Consider the following 14541-nt stretch of genomic DNA (forward strand, 5'->3'; position numbering starts at 1 on the left):
CCACGAGTGCGAGGAGTGAGGCTGTCGTGACGGGTCCGGCCATCGACGCCGACGGCGGCCAACCCACCCACGGCGGAATACGTCTGTTGCGGCAGAACCCGGCCTTCCGGACGCTGTGGTCGGCCCGGGTCATCTCGTACGCGGGCGACTCCCTGAGCCTGGTCGCGTTGATCTTTCACGTCGCGGACAGCACTGGACAGGCGTTCGCGATCGCGGTGCTGCTGCTCGTCGGCGACTTCGCGCCAGCGCTGCTCGGCCCGCTCACAGGCGCGCTCAGCGACCGATTCGACCTGCGACGGGTGATGATCACCGCGGAACTGGTCCAGGGCGGGATGGTGCTGTTGATCGCCGTACTGCTGCCGCCGTTGCCGGTGCTGCTGGCGCTGGTGGCGGTCCGGGCGATCGCCGGGCAGGTGTTCCAGCCAGCCTCCCGGGCAGCGGTGCCGGCCCTGGTCCCCGACCGGCACCTGGAGGCCGCCAACTCCACCGTCGGGTTCGGCACCAACGGCGGCGAGGCGATCGGCCCGCTGCTCGCGGCGGCACTGTTCCCACTGATGGGCGTACGCGGGGTGCTTCTGGTCGACGCCGTGTCGTTCCTGCTCTCGGCGGTCCTGCTGGCAACGCTCCCGAGGATGCCGGTGCCCGCCGGCGGGGATGCCGGCCAGGGCTCCCTGCTGCGGGACGCGCGCGCGGGCCTGGGCTACCTCTGGTCGACCCCGGTGGTCCGGGTGGTCGCGCTGGGGTTCTGCGCAGTCGTGGCGTTCAACGGCGTCGACGACGTTGCCCTGGTCCTGCTGGCCACGAAGACCTTCGACGCTGAGGGCTCGGCGGTCGGGTTGCTGCTGGGAGCGGTCGGGGTTGGGCTGTTCGTCGGCTACCTGCTGCTGAGTCGGTACGGCATGCGCGTGTCCACCGCCGGGCTGCTGATCGCGGGATTCGCCATCAGCAGCGTCGGCAACCTGCTGACCGGACTGGCCTGGGCGGTCGGTGCCGCCATCGTCATGCAGGCGGTACGCGGACTCGGGATCGCCGCCATGGACGTCGCCTCCAGCACGTTGCTGCAACGAGCCGTACCCGAGGCGATGCTCGGCCGGGTCTTCGGCAACCTGTACGGCGCGATCGGGATCGCCGCGGCGCTCTCCTACCTGGGCGGGGCCCTGCTGCTCGACGCCACCTCGCCCCCGACCACCCTGCTGGTCGCGGGCGCGGGTGGCACGCTGGCCACCGCCGTCACCGCCTGGGCGCTGCGGCGGGGGTTGAACCGGTCCGCCGGTTCAGCGGAGCCGGAGCAGCGGAAGCAACCGCCACCCGCCGCGGTCAGCCGCCAAGGGTGACGTGGAGGATCTTCTCGTTGCTGTTGTTCGGGGTGCTGTCCTTGTCACCGAGGTTGGTGGTGGTCAACCACAACCCCCCGTCGGGAGCCGGCTCCACCGTCCGCAACCGGCCGTAGGTGCCACTGAAGTACGTCTGCACGTTCGTCAGGCTGCTACCGCTGATCACCGCGCGGTACATCCGGGCGCCACGCGCACAGGCCACGTAGAGCGCGTCCCGCACGATCGTGATCCCGGAGCAGGACCCTTCCGCGGTCGGATAGGTACGCGCCGGCGCGATGAACCCGGCGGTGCCGCAGGTGCCGCTGGTGCCCTCGCACGCCGGCCATCCGTAGTTGCCGCCCCGGGTGATCAGGTTGGTCTCATCCATGATCGAGTTGCCGAATTCCTGCTCCCACAGCCGGCCCTGCGAGTCGAACGCCAGCCCCTGCGGGTTGCGGTGGCCGTAGCTCCACACGTAGTTGCCGAACGGGTTGTCCGAAGGCACGGTCCCATCCGGGTTGAGACGCAGGATCTTGCCCTCGAGGCTCGCCCGATCCTGCGCGTAGGCGCCGTTCTGCGCGTCGCCCGTGCTGGCGTACAACTTGCCGTCCGGGCCGAACCGCAGCCGACCGCCGTCGTGGTACTTGTTCCGCCGGATCCCGCTGACCAGGATCTGCTCGCTGGCGGTGTTGAGTCGGCCGTTCTCCAACCTGATTCGGACGATCCGGTTGTCGCTGGGCGAGGTGTGCATGACGTACAGCCAGCGGTCGCTGGCGAAGCTGGGCGAGATGGCGAGCCCGAGCAGGCCACCCTCACCGTCGGTGCTCTGGACGTTCGGCACCGTGCCCACGTTGGTCTTGGCCCCGGTGGTGGGGTTGAGCTGGATGATGTCGTGCGCGTCGCGGCGGTTGTAGAGGACGCTGCCGTCGGGCAACGTCACCAGACCCCACGGGATGTCGGTGTCCGTGCTGACCTGCCGCACCCCGCACACCGGATTGCCGCAGGCCGCGCCGGTGGTCACCGTCGTGGTGCCGCTACGCGACGACGTGTTGTCCTGCGCGTCCCGGGCCACCACGTAGTACTGGTACGCGGTGTTCGCCGCCAGCCCGCTGTCGGTGAAGGTGGTCGCGGGCGGCGCGCCGGTCACCGTGCCGACCTTCACGCCACCGCGGAAGATGTCGTACGCCCGGACACCGATGTTGTCGGTCGACGCCGTCCAACGCAGTGTCACCGTGGTGCCCGACGCGGTGCCGGTGAGCTGCTGCGGCGCGGTCGGCGGTTGGGTGTCGGCCTGGCAGGGCGGTGGTGTGATCGAGACGGTGGTGCTGGCCTGGGACACGTTGCCAGCGGCGTCGCGGGCGTTGACGTACAGGCCCCAGGTCGCACCGGCGACGACGGTGAGGCTGGTGGACAGCGTCGAGCCGCTCACCGACTTCATCAGCTGACCGTCGTGGTAGACGTCGTAGAAGGCCACCGCGACGTTGTCCGTCGAGGCGTTCCACGCGAACGTCACGGAGTTGCAGGTCAGGCCGCTCACCCGCGGGCTGCCCGGCGTTGTGGGCGGCTGACTGTCGGCGCTGCCCAGGGCCGTCGTCCACCGCTGGTTGCCCTGCCCGTTGCAGGTCCAGAGACCGACGGTGGTGCTGTTGGCGGTGCCGGCGCCGGTCACGTCCAGGCACAGGCCGGACTGGACGCCGACGATGGTCCCGTTGGTGTTGATCCGCCAGCGCTGGTTGGCACCGCCGTTGCAGCCGTTGATCTGCAGAGCGGCCGGCGCGGTGGTGTCCTGGCCGACCACGTCGAGGCACATCGTCTCGTCGTACACCCGCAACTCACCGGCCGAGGTGAGACTCCACGCCTGGTTGGCCTGACCGTTGCAGTCGTAGATGTTGATGCCGGCCCCGGCCGTCCTGGAGTTGCCGACCACGTCCAGACAGCGACCCGACGCCACGCCGACCACGGTCGAGGGGGCCGCGGCCGACGCCGGGACGCCGACCGCCACGGTCAGCAGCGTCACCGCTGCCATCGCCGCCGGCAGCAGCCGCCATCGTGGGTGCCGGGGGTTGGTCCGCGCGAAGACTGGCATCGATCCTCCAGGATCGGGGGTGTTGACCGGCCCGACCCGGCGCCGACGACCCAGCGCCCGACCAAGTCGAACAAGGAACATCGATAATCAAAGATGGATTGCCGGAGCATGTCAAACGATGTCGCTCGATCGGCGACAAACCCGGATGTCGCAGCGATGTCCGGAAGGGCAGGCCACCAGGCCCGGCAGATCCTCTGGCACCGGCACGCGCGGACGCCCCGACGGCCGCGCGGCTACTAGTACCTTTCCCAGTTTCCGCTGCCGTCGGCCTTGCGCCACCGACGGTTCTCGGTGCTGCCGTCGAGATTGCGGACGGTGGCCTCCACGTGTTGGCCCACCACCTGGTACGAGATGAACGTCATCACCCGGTCGCCGGCCGCGCTGGAGTCGTCTCCCTTGATGACCGGCCACGCGTACCGGCCGCTGCCGCCGTCCGAGAGCTGGACCGGCACGAGCGCTTGCTGCCGTGCCGCGCCTGGGTTACCCAGCTCGACCAGGACGAGCGCGTCCTCGGTCGACGGCGCGTTCGCCGGCTCCTCGACGATGAACTCGGCGTACACCGGCTGCGCACCGTCCGGCAGGATCCTGCAGGGCACGTCGAAGCCGTTGGAACCGTTGCGGAACGCCACCGAGTCGTCGGACTCGCCGCAGAAACTCAGGTTGCGGATGACCGCGTTGGCCCAGTCAGTCCGCCTGATCTCGCTCGCCTCAGCTCCCGGCTCGGAGCTGCCAGTCGCCGAAGCGCTCGGTGCGAAAGGGCTGGTCAGGTTCGCGCTTTCGGACGAAGAGCCGGAGGTTGCCGCATCGCCGCCGAGACTGTCGGCTGACGACGTGCAACCGGTGGCGAAGGTAAGGCTGAGCACAACCCCAACGAGCAGTTCGTCGCGCATGGACGGTCCTTTCCGCTGCGTGGTCGGTGACATCGATGGATGTCCGGTACCCGCATCGGTACGCGCCAAAACGAGGCGGCAAGGACGGCGGAGACCACCACGCACGGCTCGGCGCGGTGACGATCGGTCTGTCGCGCGGCGGCGATACGGCTGCCGGACCCTACGGTCTCGGTGTCATCCCAGCGAGAAGGGCTGTGAGCACGCGCTCGACGTACTCGTGGGTCAGCGGCTCCTGCGTGATGAGAAGCCTGAAGTACAGCGGCCCGGACAGGATGGCCATGGCCACGTCGAGGTCGAACTCGGGTGAGAGCTGCCCCTGTTGCTGGGCCTTCCTCAGCCGGGCGACCGTCCTGTCTGCCTGAGGGCGGATGAAGCGTTCGTTGAGCGCGGCGGCGACCAGGGGATCGTGCTGGGCCTCGCCCACGAGGGCCTGGTAGAGGGGACCCATTGGCGGCCGACCCAGGAGGTCGACGGCCGCGTGGATCTGTCGGCGTAGGTCGGCCACGACGTCGCCGGTGTCGGGGTAGTCGAGCCCGGGTTCGCCGGAGGTGAGCACCGCGTCGAGGAACAGGGCGCCCTTGGAGGGCCAGCGACGGTAGACCGTGTGCTTGCCGACGCCGGCACGGGCCGCCACCGCCTCGATGCTGAGTTTGGCGTAGCCGACTTCCTGCGCCAGTTCCAGAGTGGTGCGCATGATCGCCTGGGTCCGGTCGGCGGCTCTGGTGCGGCGGTCGTCGCTCATGCCGTCACTCTATCGGCACGGCACGTGCCGTTGACATTCACCCGCCACCTGGCCACACTGGGCGCCGGCAATAACGGCACGGCACGTGCCGTGCCGAGAGAGGGCCCGTCGCCCCGATCCGAGGCGGCGCTGGATCGAAGGGAAGTTCGATGTCCGTGACCATGAGCCGGAACGCCGACAGTGCTGTACAGACCCAGGGCGACTGGGGGGCAGGGGTTTCGACCGGCCAACGATTCGACGTCGACCGCTGGCAGCAGCGATTCGATGAGCTGCGTGCCGCCCACCATGTCCCTGGCGCGAGCCTGGCCGTGGTGCTCGACTCGCGGGTCTACGAACTGGCCAGCGGGGTGCTGCACCGCGGCACCGGCGTGGCGGTGACCACGGACTCGGTGTTCCTGTCCGGCTCGATCGCCAAGGTCTACACCGCCACGCTCATCATGCGGCTGGCCGACGAGGGGAAGCTGGACCTGAACGCGCCGGTCGTGGACGTGCTGCCGGAGTTCGCCACCCCCGACCCCGAGGCCACCAGGACGATCACCATCCGACAGCTGCTGTCCCACACCGGCGGCGTGACCAACGACTTCAACTTCGACGGCGGCCGGGGTGACGACTGCCTCGCCCGGTACGTCGAAGCCGCCCGGCGGGTGGCACTGGACTGCCCACCCGGCACGGCCATCTCGTACGGCGGCCTCGGCTACGTCGTGCTGGGCCGCGTCATTGAGAGGCTCACCGGCCTGACCTGGGACCAAGCCCTCAAGAGCCTCCTGTTCGAGCCGCTCGGCCTGGAACGCTCGATGACGCTGCCGGAGGAGGCCCTGCGTTTCCGCGTCGCCATGAGCCACCTGGGTGAGTCGGGCACCGATCCCGACCCGGCCCCGTTCTGGGACCCGATGCCCCGCTCCATCGGCCCGGCGGGCAGGGTCATCGTCTCCGCCGGCGACATGGCCCGCTTCGCCCAGATGCACCTCGACGGCGGGCTCGCGGCCGACGGCACCCGCCTTCTTTCCGCCGAGGCGGTCGCCGCGATGGGACACCGCGAGGTCGACGTGCCCGACAAGTGGACGGTCAGCGCCGACGGGTGGGGCCTGGGCTGGACGCTCTACGACTGGAATGGCATCGCCGGGTACGGCCACGACGGCGCCGCCATCGGCCAGTACGCCTACCTGCGCGTCGTCCCGCAGGCGGGCGTCGCCCTGGTCCTGATGACCAACGGCGGCGCGGCCCGCCTGCTGTACGCGGACCTGTTCCGCGACCTGCTCGCCGAACTCGCCGGCGTCGCCATGCCCGCACCGTTCGCCCCGGCACCCGTACCGCCCGCGATCGACCTCGCGCCGCTGCTGGGCACGTACAAGCGCGAGGGCGTCGTCATCACCGTCTCGCGCAAGGGCGACGGCTCCCCCCACATGCGGTACGAGTTCGTCGATGACATGAAGGACCTGTCGCCGCCTTTGGAGATGGACCTGGAGCCGGTCACCGAGACGGTCTTCGCGGCCTCCGGCGCAGGTCCCTCCTTCAGCGAGGACTACATGCCGGTGGTCTTCTTGACCCTCACCAACGGCACTCGGGTCTGCTACGTGGGCATGCGTGCCACCCCCAGGACCGCCTGACAGGCGAGACGGACCGGGATCGCCGACTGCCCGACGGCGTCGCCCGGCACCCGGTGACGGTCAGTGGTTCCACTCCTTGGCGAGCAACTCGTAGGAGGTGACCCGGTCGGCATGCGCGTGGGTGATCGTGGTGACCAGCAGCTCGTCGGCGGTGGTGACGTCCTGCAGCGTGCGCAGTTGGTCGACGACCGTTGCGGCTGATCCGACGAACTGTGTGTCCACCCGGTCGGCGACGAGCTCGCGATCGTCGTCGGTCCAGGGCAGCGCGGCGGCCTGCTCCGGGCTCGGGAACGGAATCGCACCGTCGCCGCTGCGGATGCTGCGCACCCACGGGCCGTACGGTGCGGCCAGCCGACGCGCCGCATCGTCGGTCTCGGCCACGACCACGTCGGCGGAGACCACCACGTACGGCTCGGCGAACGCGTCCGAGGGCTGGAACGCGGCGCGGTAGGCGGCGACCGCGTCGAGCACCGAGGAGGGGCTGACGTGGTAGTTGGCGGCGAAGGGCAGACCCAGCGCACCCGCCAGTTGGGCGCTCTCCCCGCCGCTGCTGCCCAGCAGCCACACCTGGACGTCGCTGCCCTCCCCCGGCACGGCGTGTGCGTCCAGGCCGTCCGCGTCGGTGTAGTCGCCGCGCAGCAGGGCCAGGACGTCGGCCACCTGTTCGGCAAAGGGCGGTGGCTGCGCACCCGGTTGGTGCAGCAGGTTGCTGCTCAGGGCGAAGCGCGGTGAGGCGAGCACCCTGGCGTAGGAGAACGGCGGCGGAATGAGCAGGCCGTCGACCACCTGGGCCTCCACCGGCGGTGCGGTGGGCGCGGGGATTTCCCGAGCCGCCTCGACGCGCCGCTGGCCGGATCGACCGAGCCCGAGATCGATGCGGCCGGGGTACAGCGCGGCGAGGGTGCCGAACTCCTCGACCACCGACAGGGCGGTGCGATGACCGACCTGGACGGCGCCGGAGCCGACGCGGATAACGCTGGTGGCCGCGGCGACCTGCCCGATGAGCACGGCCGGCGCGGAGCTGGCCACGCCGGCGGCGAGGTGATGCTCGGCCAGCCAGTAGCGGTGGTAGCCGGACTGCTCCGCCCGACGGGCCAGGTCGACGGTGTTGCGCAGGGCGTCGGTGACGGTGCCACCGGCGGGCACCGGAGAGAGGTCGAGGATGGACAGTGGAGTCGGTGACATGGTGATCCCCGTTTCTGGTCAGACCGCGGCCGCGGTCACCGGCGGAAGGAAGGGACGGCTGGGGATCTCCCGGCGCAGCACCGGCGCCACCTCGGCCTGGAACAACTCCAGGCTCTCCCGGTGCTGCTTGTCGGTCAGCCCGTCGTGGTCGGCCTGCAGGTGGATGACCTCGTGGCCGAACTGCTCGTGGTAGCGCAGCACCTTGTCGACGAGCTGCTCCGGGCTGCCGACCAGGATCGAGCTGCGGGCCAGAGCGTCCTCCAGGTCACCGAAGACCGGTTGCACGCCGAGCCGCCGGAACGCGGCCACCCGGGCGTCGAAGATCGGCCGGTACCTCTCGATCGCCTCCTGCGAGGTGCGGGCCACGTAGAAGCCGGCGGTGCCGGCACCGACGAGGGCGTCGGCCGGGTCGTGCCCGTAGTGGACCCACCGTTCCCGGTAGTGACGGATGAGCTCGGCGTACGGCTCGATGGGGTTGGTGACGTTGGCCGAGAAGATCGGGTCGCCGTAGCGGGCGGCGAGGTCGACGGATTCTCTGCTGGTGGCGCTGCCGTGCCAGACCCGGATCGGCTGCTGCAGCGGGCGCGGCCAGGTCTCGGCCTCGGTCAGCGACGGCCGGTACGTCCCGGACCAGGTGACCTTGTCCTCCCGCCAGAGCCGGCGGAACAGCTCGTAGCCCTCCCGGTTGCGGTCCCACTGGTCCTCGGCGGTCACGTGGAACAGTTGCGCCTGCGCGGCGCCGTTGCCCTTGCCGATGATCAGTTCGAGTCGGCCGCCGGAGAGGTGGTCGAGGGTGGCGTAGTCCTCGTAGGCACGGACCGGGTCGAGCAGGCTGAGGGTGGTGACCGCGGTGAACAGCCGGATCGTCGAGGTGCGGGCCGCGATGTGGCTCAGCACCACCGGCGGCGACGAGGAGATGAACGGGCGCTCGTGCCGTTCACCGACGCCGTACCCGTCGAAGCCGAGTTCCTCCGCGAGGACGGCCGTGTCGACCACCTCCCGGAACCGCTCAGTGGTGCTTCGGCGGTGGCCGGTGACCGGGTCGGGTAGATGGGTGATCAGGGTGATCAGCAGGAACTTCATGCGGGGACCGGCACTTTCGCGGGCAGGGTCAGGGACGGCCGCACCACCAGGGCGAAGCAGCGCGAGTACGGCAACACGTCGTACGGGGCGAACACCGGGATCGGCCGGTAACCCGCCCCCTCGTACCGACGGATCGCGTCGGGTTGGCGGTCGCCGGTCTGCAGCACGATCCGCGCCGCGCCGAGCCGACCGGCGGTCTCCCGGATCGCGTCGAGAAGCGCCTGAGCGACGCCGCGTCCCCGGTGCGCCGGCAGCACGTACATCCGTTTGAGCTCCAGGTCCGGGCCGTGCCAGCGCAGCGCGGCGTGCCCGACCGGCGTGGCGTCGGCGGTGTACGCCACACCCGTCCAGGCCACGGAGGTCGCAGCGACCGCCTGCGCGTCCGGCAGATGGATGGGGTCGGACAGGCGGTCCGCGTACCGCTGACGCATCTCCCCGGTCATGGCCGTGCGCAGGGCGACGGCGTCCCGGTCGTCCCAGCGTCGATGGCAGACGGTGACCGGCCGGGTCACGCCGCACCGACCTGGGTGACCGGGCGGGCGGGGCCGAGGCCGAGGTGGTCGCGCAGGGTGGTGCCGGCGTAGTCGGTGCGGAAGACGCCGCGCTCCTGAAGCAGCGGGACGACCTGGTCGACGAACTCGTCGAGCCCACCCGGCGTCAAGTGCGGCACCAGGATGAACCCGTCGGCGGCATCGGACTGCACGAAGTGGTTCATCCGCTCGGCGATCTGCTGCGCGGTGCCCACGAAGGACTGTCGGCCGGTGACCTCGATGATCAGGTCGCGGATGCCGAGCCCCTTCTCCTCGGCCAGGATCCGCCACTGCCGCGCGGTGCCGACCGGGTCGGGATACATGCCGGCCCGGCCCCGGCTGATCGCGTCGCCGGAGACGTCCGGGTCCTCGGCGGGAAGCGGGCCTTCGGGGTCGTACCCGGACAGGTCCCGGTTCCAGAGCTGTTCAAGCAGCAGGATCGCGGTCTGCGGGCTGACCTGCTGCCGGCGGATGTGGTGGGCGCGTTCCTGCGCCTCGGCGTCGGTGCCCCCGAGCACGAAGGTGACACCAGGGATGATCTTCAGGTCGTCGGGTTGGCGACCATACCGGGCGAGCCGGGACTTCACGTCCCGGTAGAACTCCTGACCGGCCTCCAGCGTGCCGTGCCGGGAGAAGATCGCGTCGGCACTGGACACGGCGAACTCACGCCCGTCGGGAGAGTCGCCAGCCTGCAGGATCACCGGGTGCACCTGAGGGCTGCGGGGCACCGTGAAGTGCCCGGCGATGTCGAACTGGTCGCCGTGGTGGGCGAAGCCGCCGGGGCCGGCCTCCGTGACGTAGCGGCCGCGGTCCCGGTCGCCCACGACCGCCTCAGCGGACCACGACTCCCACAACTCCCGGGCGGTACGCACGAACTCGGCTGCCCGGTCGTAGCGCAGCGAGCGGTCCAGGTAGCCACCCCGGCGGAAGTTCTCCCCCGTGAACGCGTCGGAGGTGGTGACGACGTTCCAGGCGGCCCGGCCACCGGAGAGGTGGTCGAGGCTGGCCAACTGTCGGGCCAGCTCGTACGGCTCGCGGAAGGTGGTGTTCAGTGTGCCGGCCAGACCCAGGTGGGTGGTGACCGCGGCGAGGGCGGCGAGGACGGTCATCGTGTCCGGACGGCCGACCACGTCCAGGTCGTGGATGCGGCCCCGCTGCTCGCGTAGACGCAGCCCCTCGGCGAGGAAGAGGAAGTCGAACTTCCCGCGCTCGGCGGTGCGGGCCAGGTGGACGAAGGAGGAGAAGTCGATCTGGCTACCGGACGCCGGGTCACTCCACACGGTGGTGTTGTTCACGCCGGGGAAGTGCGCGGCCAGGATGATCTGCTTGGGCACGATGGTCTCCTGAGCTCAGGCGGTCGCCGCGACGGCGTAGCGGCTGGCAGGTCGGGGCAGACCGAGCAGGTCACGCAGCATCCCGCCGGGGTAGCCAGCACGGAACAGGCCCCGGTCCCGCAGCGCGGGCACCAGCGCCCGGGTGGTCGCGGTCAGGTCGTCGGGGAGCACGGCGGGTCGCAGCCGGAAACCGTCCACGCCGGCCCGGTGCCACTCGGCGAGCAGGTCGGCCAACTGTCCCGGGGTGCCGGCGAAGATCGCCGCGTCCGACGTGAACTCGTCGCCGTGCAACGCATCGAGACGGGTCCTACGGTCTCGGGCCAACGTCGGCGTCTCGTCCAGCAGGACGACCAGGTCAGCGAGGACGCGCAGCGGTGGGCCGGCCCGGCCGTTGGTCTCCTCGGCGGCCCGCACCTCCGCCACGATCGCGGCGGCGTGTCCGACGTCGGTCGGGGTGACGAAGACGACGTCGGCGTGCCGGGCGGCGAAGGCGTACGGCAGCGACGAGTGGGCCAGCGCGGCGACGACCGGCTGCCCCTGCGGCGACCGGGGCACGATCGAGGGACCCTTGACGGAGAACCACCGGCCGTCGAAGTCGATGTAGTGCAGCCGCTCCCGGTCGACGAAACGGCCGGTCGGTACGTCCCGGATCGCCGCATCGTCCTGCCAGCTGTCCCAGAGCCGGCGGACCACCTCCACCGCGTCGCCGGCCTCGGCGAAGAGGTCACCGACGGTCTGTACCGCCTCCGGCTCGTCGAGCCGGGCCAGGTCCAGCGCGGGGATCTCCCGGCGGCCGAAGTGCCCGGCCTCGGCCCGCCGGGCGGAAACCCGGGGCCGCCAACCAGCCCGCCCACCGCTGACGTGGTCGAGCGTGGCAACCGCGGTGGAGACGTGGAACGGCTCGGTGTGGGTGGTGCTGGTGGTCGGAACCAGCCCGATGTGCCGGGTCAGGGGGGCGATCCGGGCCGCGATCTGCACTGCGTCGAGGCGTCCCCGGACCTCGTCGACGCGGTCGTCGGGGCCGTCGGGGCGGGACGACTGGAGGTCGAGGCTGTCCTCGATGGTGAGCAGATCCAGCGCGCCGTGTTCGGCCTCGCCAGCGAGGGCGTTCCAGTATCGGGCGGTCAGGGGCGCGGTCGCGTCGGCGTGCGAGAGCCGCCAGGCGGCGGGATGCCAGCCGAGGCCGTCCAGGGCGACGGCCAGGTGCAGGGTCTTCTCGGTCATTGTTGTTCCTCCTGCGGTCGGCCGACGGTGACGAGCGTGGGCAACGCATCGAGCAGGGACCGTGTGTAGTCGTGTCGGGGGTAGGTGAAGACGTCACCGACCGGACCCTGCTCCACCACCGCGCCGTCGTGCATCACCAGCACGCGGTCGCTGAGGTGGTGCACCACACCCAGGTCGTGGGAGATGAAGAGCAGGGCGGTGCCGTCGGTGGCCCGCAGGTCGGCAAGCAGGTCGAGGACCTGGGCCTGGACGGAGACATCGAGGGCGGAGACCGGTTCGTCGCAGATGATCAGGGTGGGTCGGGGCGCGATCGCGCGGGCGATGGCGACGCGCTGGCGCTGCCCGCCGGAGAGCTGCCGGGGATGCCGGTCGACCAGGTCGGCGCCGAGGCCGACGCGGCGCAGCAGGTCGACGACGTGATCGCGGCGGTCCGACCGGTCGACGTCGTGGTCGAGGTTCTCCGCGACGACACGCCCGACCGTGTAGCGGGGGTCGAAGGAGCTCAGCGGATCCTGGGAGATCAGCTGCAACCTGCGCCGCGACGGGCGACGGGTCCGCTCCGGGACCCCGGCCCACGGCGTGCCCTCGAAGGTGACGGTGCCGGCGTCGGCGTCGAGCAGACCGGCGACGATCCGGGCGACGGTGCTCTTGCCGGACCCGGACTCTCCCACCAGGCCGAGCGTCTCACCCCGCGCGATGGAAAAGGAGACGTCCCGGACGACGGTGTGATCGCCGTACCTCTTGGTCAGCCCGCCCGCGTCGAGCACGGTGTCGTCGAGGCGGATCGCGGGCCGTGCTGGCAGTGCGGGCCGGGCCGACGCGCCCCCGTCCCGCGATGCCCCGGCAACGGGACCGAGCCGGCGGCCCCGGGACGTCGCAGACGGCACCGCGGCCAGCAACTGCCGGGTGTACGGATGCGTCGGCGCCCGCAGCAGCCGGCCGGTGGGGCCGTGCTCGACGATCCGACCGTCTCGCATGACCAGCACCCGGTCGGCGACCTGGGCGACCACCGCGAGGTCGTGGCTGATCAGCAGCAGACTCACCCCGGCGGCCCGCCGCTCGGCGAGCAACCGCAGGATCTGCGCCTGCACGGTGACGTCGAGCGCGGTGGTCGGCTCGTCGGCGATCAGCAGAGCTGGTTCCCCGGCGATCGCCGAGGCGATCAGTGCCCGTTGCCGCAGTCCGCCGGACAGCTGGTGCGGATACTGCCGGGCCCGGCGCTGCGGATCGGGCAGGTGCACCTGGTCCAGCAGGTGGGCGACCCGGCCGGCTCGTTCGCGGCGTCCGACGATGCCGTGGGTGGTGAGCACCTCGCCGATCTCGGCACCGACCGTACGCAGCGGGTCGAGGGAGACCAGAGCGTCCTGCAGGACCAGTCCGGCGAGCCGGCCACGGATCCGCCGCCAGTCTCGCGGCCGGTGGCCCCGCACGTCCTGGTCGGCCAGTTCGAGCCGAGCGGCGCGGACCTGCGCGCCGGGGCCGGCGAGGCCGACCAGGGTACGAGCCGTGACGCTCTTACCGGAGCCCGACTCCCCGACGATGGCCACGCACTCGCCGCGCTCGACCGTGAAGCTGATTCCGCGAACCGCGGCCACCCGACCGGTCGGGGTGTCGAAGTCGACGTGCAGGTCCTCGACCGCTACCAGGGTGGCCATCAGCGCCGCCTCCCGTCGAAGCGGGCCTGCCAGTGCCGGCCGACGACGGTCAGCGACACCACGGTGGCGGTGACCGCCAGGCCGGGCAGGATGCTGATCCACCAGCCCACCTGGAGGTAGTTGCGACCTTCGGAGAGCATCGCGCCCCACTCCGGCGACGGTGGCTGCGGGCCCATGCCGAGGAAGCTGAGCCCGGCGGCGACCAGGATCGCCTCGCCGAGCCCGATCACGGCGAGCACCGGCACCGGGCCGACGACGTTGGGCAGCACGTGCCGCAGCACCAGCCGAGGCCGGGACAGGCCGAAGGTGACGGCCTGTTCCACGTAGTTGGCGCGGCGGACGAGCAACGTCTGACCGCGGACCACCCGGGCGTGGTGCGGCAGGGTGGCGATGCCGATCGCGATGATCAGGCTGACGGTGCCGGTTCCGGCGACGGCGATGAACAGGAGCGCCAGCAGCAGGAGGGGGAACGCCGACACCGCGTCGAAGGTGCGGCTGAGCGCCTCGTCGGCGACCCGGTGCGCGAGGCCGGCGAGCAGCCCGAGCAGCACGCCACCGGTCACGGCGATCGCGGTGGCGGCCACGCCGATGGTGAGCGAGTGGCCGGCGCCGTGCACCACCCGGGTCCAGACGTCGCGGCCGAGGTGGTCGGTGCCGAACCAGTGCGCCGCGCTCGGCGGTGAGAGCACGGTGAGCGGGTCGGCGGCGAGCGGGTCGGCGGGGGCCAGCGCGGCCGGCCAGGCCGCCGCCACCACCAGCAGGATCAGGTACGCCCCGGCGGCGAGCAGGCCGGGCCGCGGCCGGGACCGCCGGCGTACGGTCCGGCGGGCCGGGTCGGCGGAGGCGAGCGCGGGGGCATCGGCGGATGCCGGGCTCAGGGTGACGGTCATCG

General features: G+C 71.4%; 12 protein-coding genes. 2 read left to right on the forward strand and 10 right to left on the reverse strand.

Features of this window, described 5'->3' with window-relative positions; genetic code table 11:
• Window positions 1-26: 26 nt before the first annotated feature.
• Window positions 27-1334: an MFS transporter gene (locus HNR20_RS02345; protein ID WP_221309663.1), complete on the forward strand. Its 1308-nt coding sequence runs from the start codon at window positions 27-29 to the stop codon at window positions 1332-1334.
• Here HNR20_RS02345 and HNR20_RS02350 read toward each other — a convergent pair.
• From HNR20_RS02350 to HNR20_RS02360, 3 genes are all read right to left on the reverse strand, one after another.
• A complete protein-coding gene (locus HNR20_RS02350) occupies window positions 1318-3399 on the reverse strand; it encodes a PQQ-dependent sugar dehydrogenase (RefSeq protein ID WP_221309664.1) in 2082 nt (693 codons plus the stop codon). The genes HNR20_RS02345 and HNR20_RS02350 overlap by 17 nt on opposite strands.
• Window positions 3400-3635: 236 nt before the next feature.
• Complete coding sequence (locus HNR20_RS02355) at window positions 3636-4289, reverse strand: hypothetical protein (protein WP_184176049.1); 654 nt, start codon at window positions 4287-4289, stop codon at window positions 3636-3638.
• A 160-nt stretch (window positions 4290-4449) separates the two neighbouring features.
• Entirely contained in the window at window positions 4450-5031 is a 582-nt protein-coding gene (locus tag HNR20_RS02360; protein ID WP_184176051.1) for a TetR/AcrR family transcriptional regulator, read from the reverse strand.
• Window positions 5032-5180: 149 nt separating this feature from the next.
• Between HNR20_RS02360 and HNR20_RS02365 the strand changes: the two genes are divergently transcribed.
• On the forward strand, window positions 5181-6638 hold the full coding sequence (locus HNR20_RS02365; RefSeq protein WP_184176053.1) for a serine hydrolase domain-containing protein: 1458 nt from the start codon (window positions 5181-5183) through the stop codon (window positions 6636-6638).
• 60 nt (window positions 6639-6698) lie between these two features.
• Here the strand turns inward: HNR20_RS02365 and HNR20_RS02370 are convergent, their stop codons facing one another.
• Genes HNR20_RS02370 through HNR20_RS02400 form a run of 7 tightly spaced genes read right to left on the reverse strand, consistent with a single transcriptional unit; the run spans window position 6699 to window position 14539 of the window.
• Complete coding sequence (locus HNR20_RS02370; RefSeq protein ID WP_184176055.1) at window positions 6699-7823, reverse strand: LLM class flavin-dependent oxidoreductase; 1125 nt, start codon at window positions 7821-7823, stop codon at window positions 6699-6701.
• An 18-nt stretch (window positions 7824-7841) separates the two neighbouring features.
• A complete protein-coding gene (locus HNR20_RS02375; protein ID WP_184176056.1) occupies window positions 7842-8906 on the reverse strand; it encodes an LLM class flavin-dependent oxidoreductase in 1065 nt (354 codons plus the stop codon).
• Window positions 8903-9418: a GNAT family N-acetyltransferase gene (locus HNR20_RS02380; protein WP_221309665.1), complete on the reverse strand. Its 516-nt coding sequence runs from the start codon at window positions 9416-9418 to the stop codon at window positions 8903-8905. Before HNR20_RS02380 ends, HNR20_RS02375 begins: the two co-directional genes overlap by 4 nt.
• Window positions 9415-10770, reverse strand: a complete 1356-nt coding sequence (locus HNR20_RS02385; RefSeq protein ID WP_184176058.1) for an NtaA/DmoA family FMN-dependent monooxygenase — start codon at window positions 10768-10770, stop codon at window positions 9415-9417. The genes HNR20_RS02380 and HNR20_RS02385 overlap by 4 nt, the downstream gene beginning before the upstream one ends.
• Window positions 10771-10785: 15 nt before the next feature.
• On the reverse strand, window positions 10786-11994 hold the full coding sequence (locus HNR20_RS02390; protein ID WP_184176061.1) for an LLM class flavin-dependent oxidoreductase: 1209 nt from the start codon (window positions 11992-11994) through the stop codon (window positions 10786-10788).
• Window positions 11991-13649, reverse strand: coding sequence for a dipeptide ABC transporter ATP-binding protein (locus tag HNR20_RS02395; protein WP_184176063.1), 1659 nt, complete (start codon window positions 13647-13649; stop codon window positions 11991-11993). The genes HNR20_RS02390 and HNR20_RS02395 overlap by 4 nt, the downstream gene beginning before the upstream one ends.
• Complete coding sequence (locus HNR20_RS02400; RefSeq protein WP_184176065.1) at window positions 13649-14539, reverse strand: ABC transporter permease; 891 nt, start codon at window positions 14537-14539, stop codon at window positions 13649-13651. The genes HNR20_RS02395 and HNR20_RS02400 overlap by 1 nt, the downstream gene beginning before the upstream one ends.
• Between the last annotated feature and the right edge of the window lie 2 nt (window positions 14540-14541).

This window comes from Micromonospora parathelypteridis, from assembly GCF_014201145.1.
Taxonomy (GTDB): Bacteria; Actinomycetota; Actinomycetes; order Mycobacteriales; family Micromonosporaceae; genus Micromonospora; species Micromonospora parathelypteridis.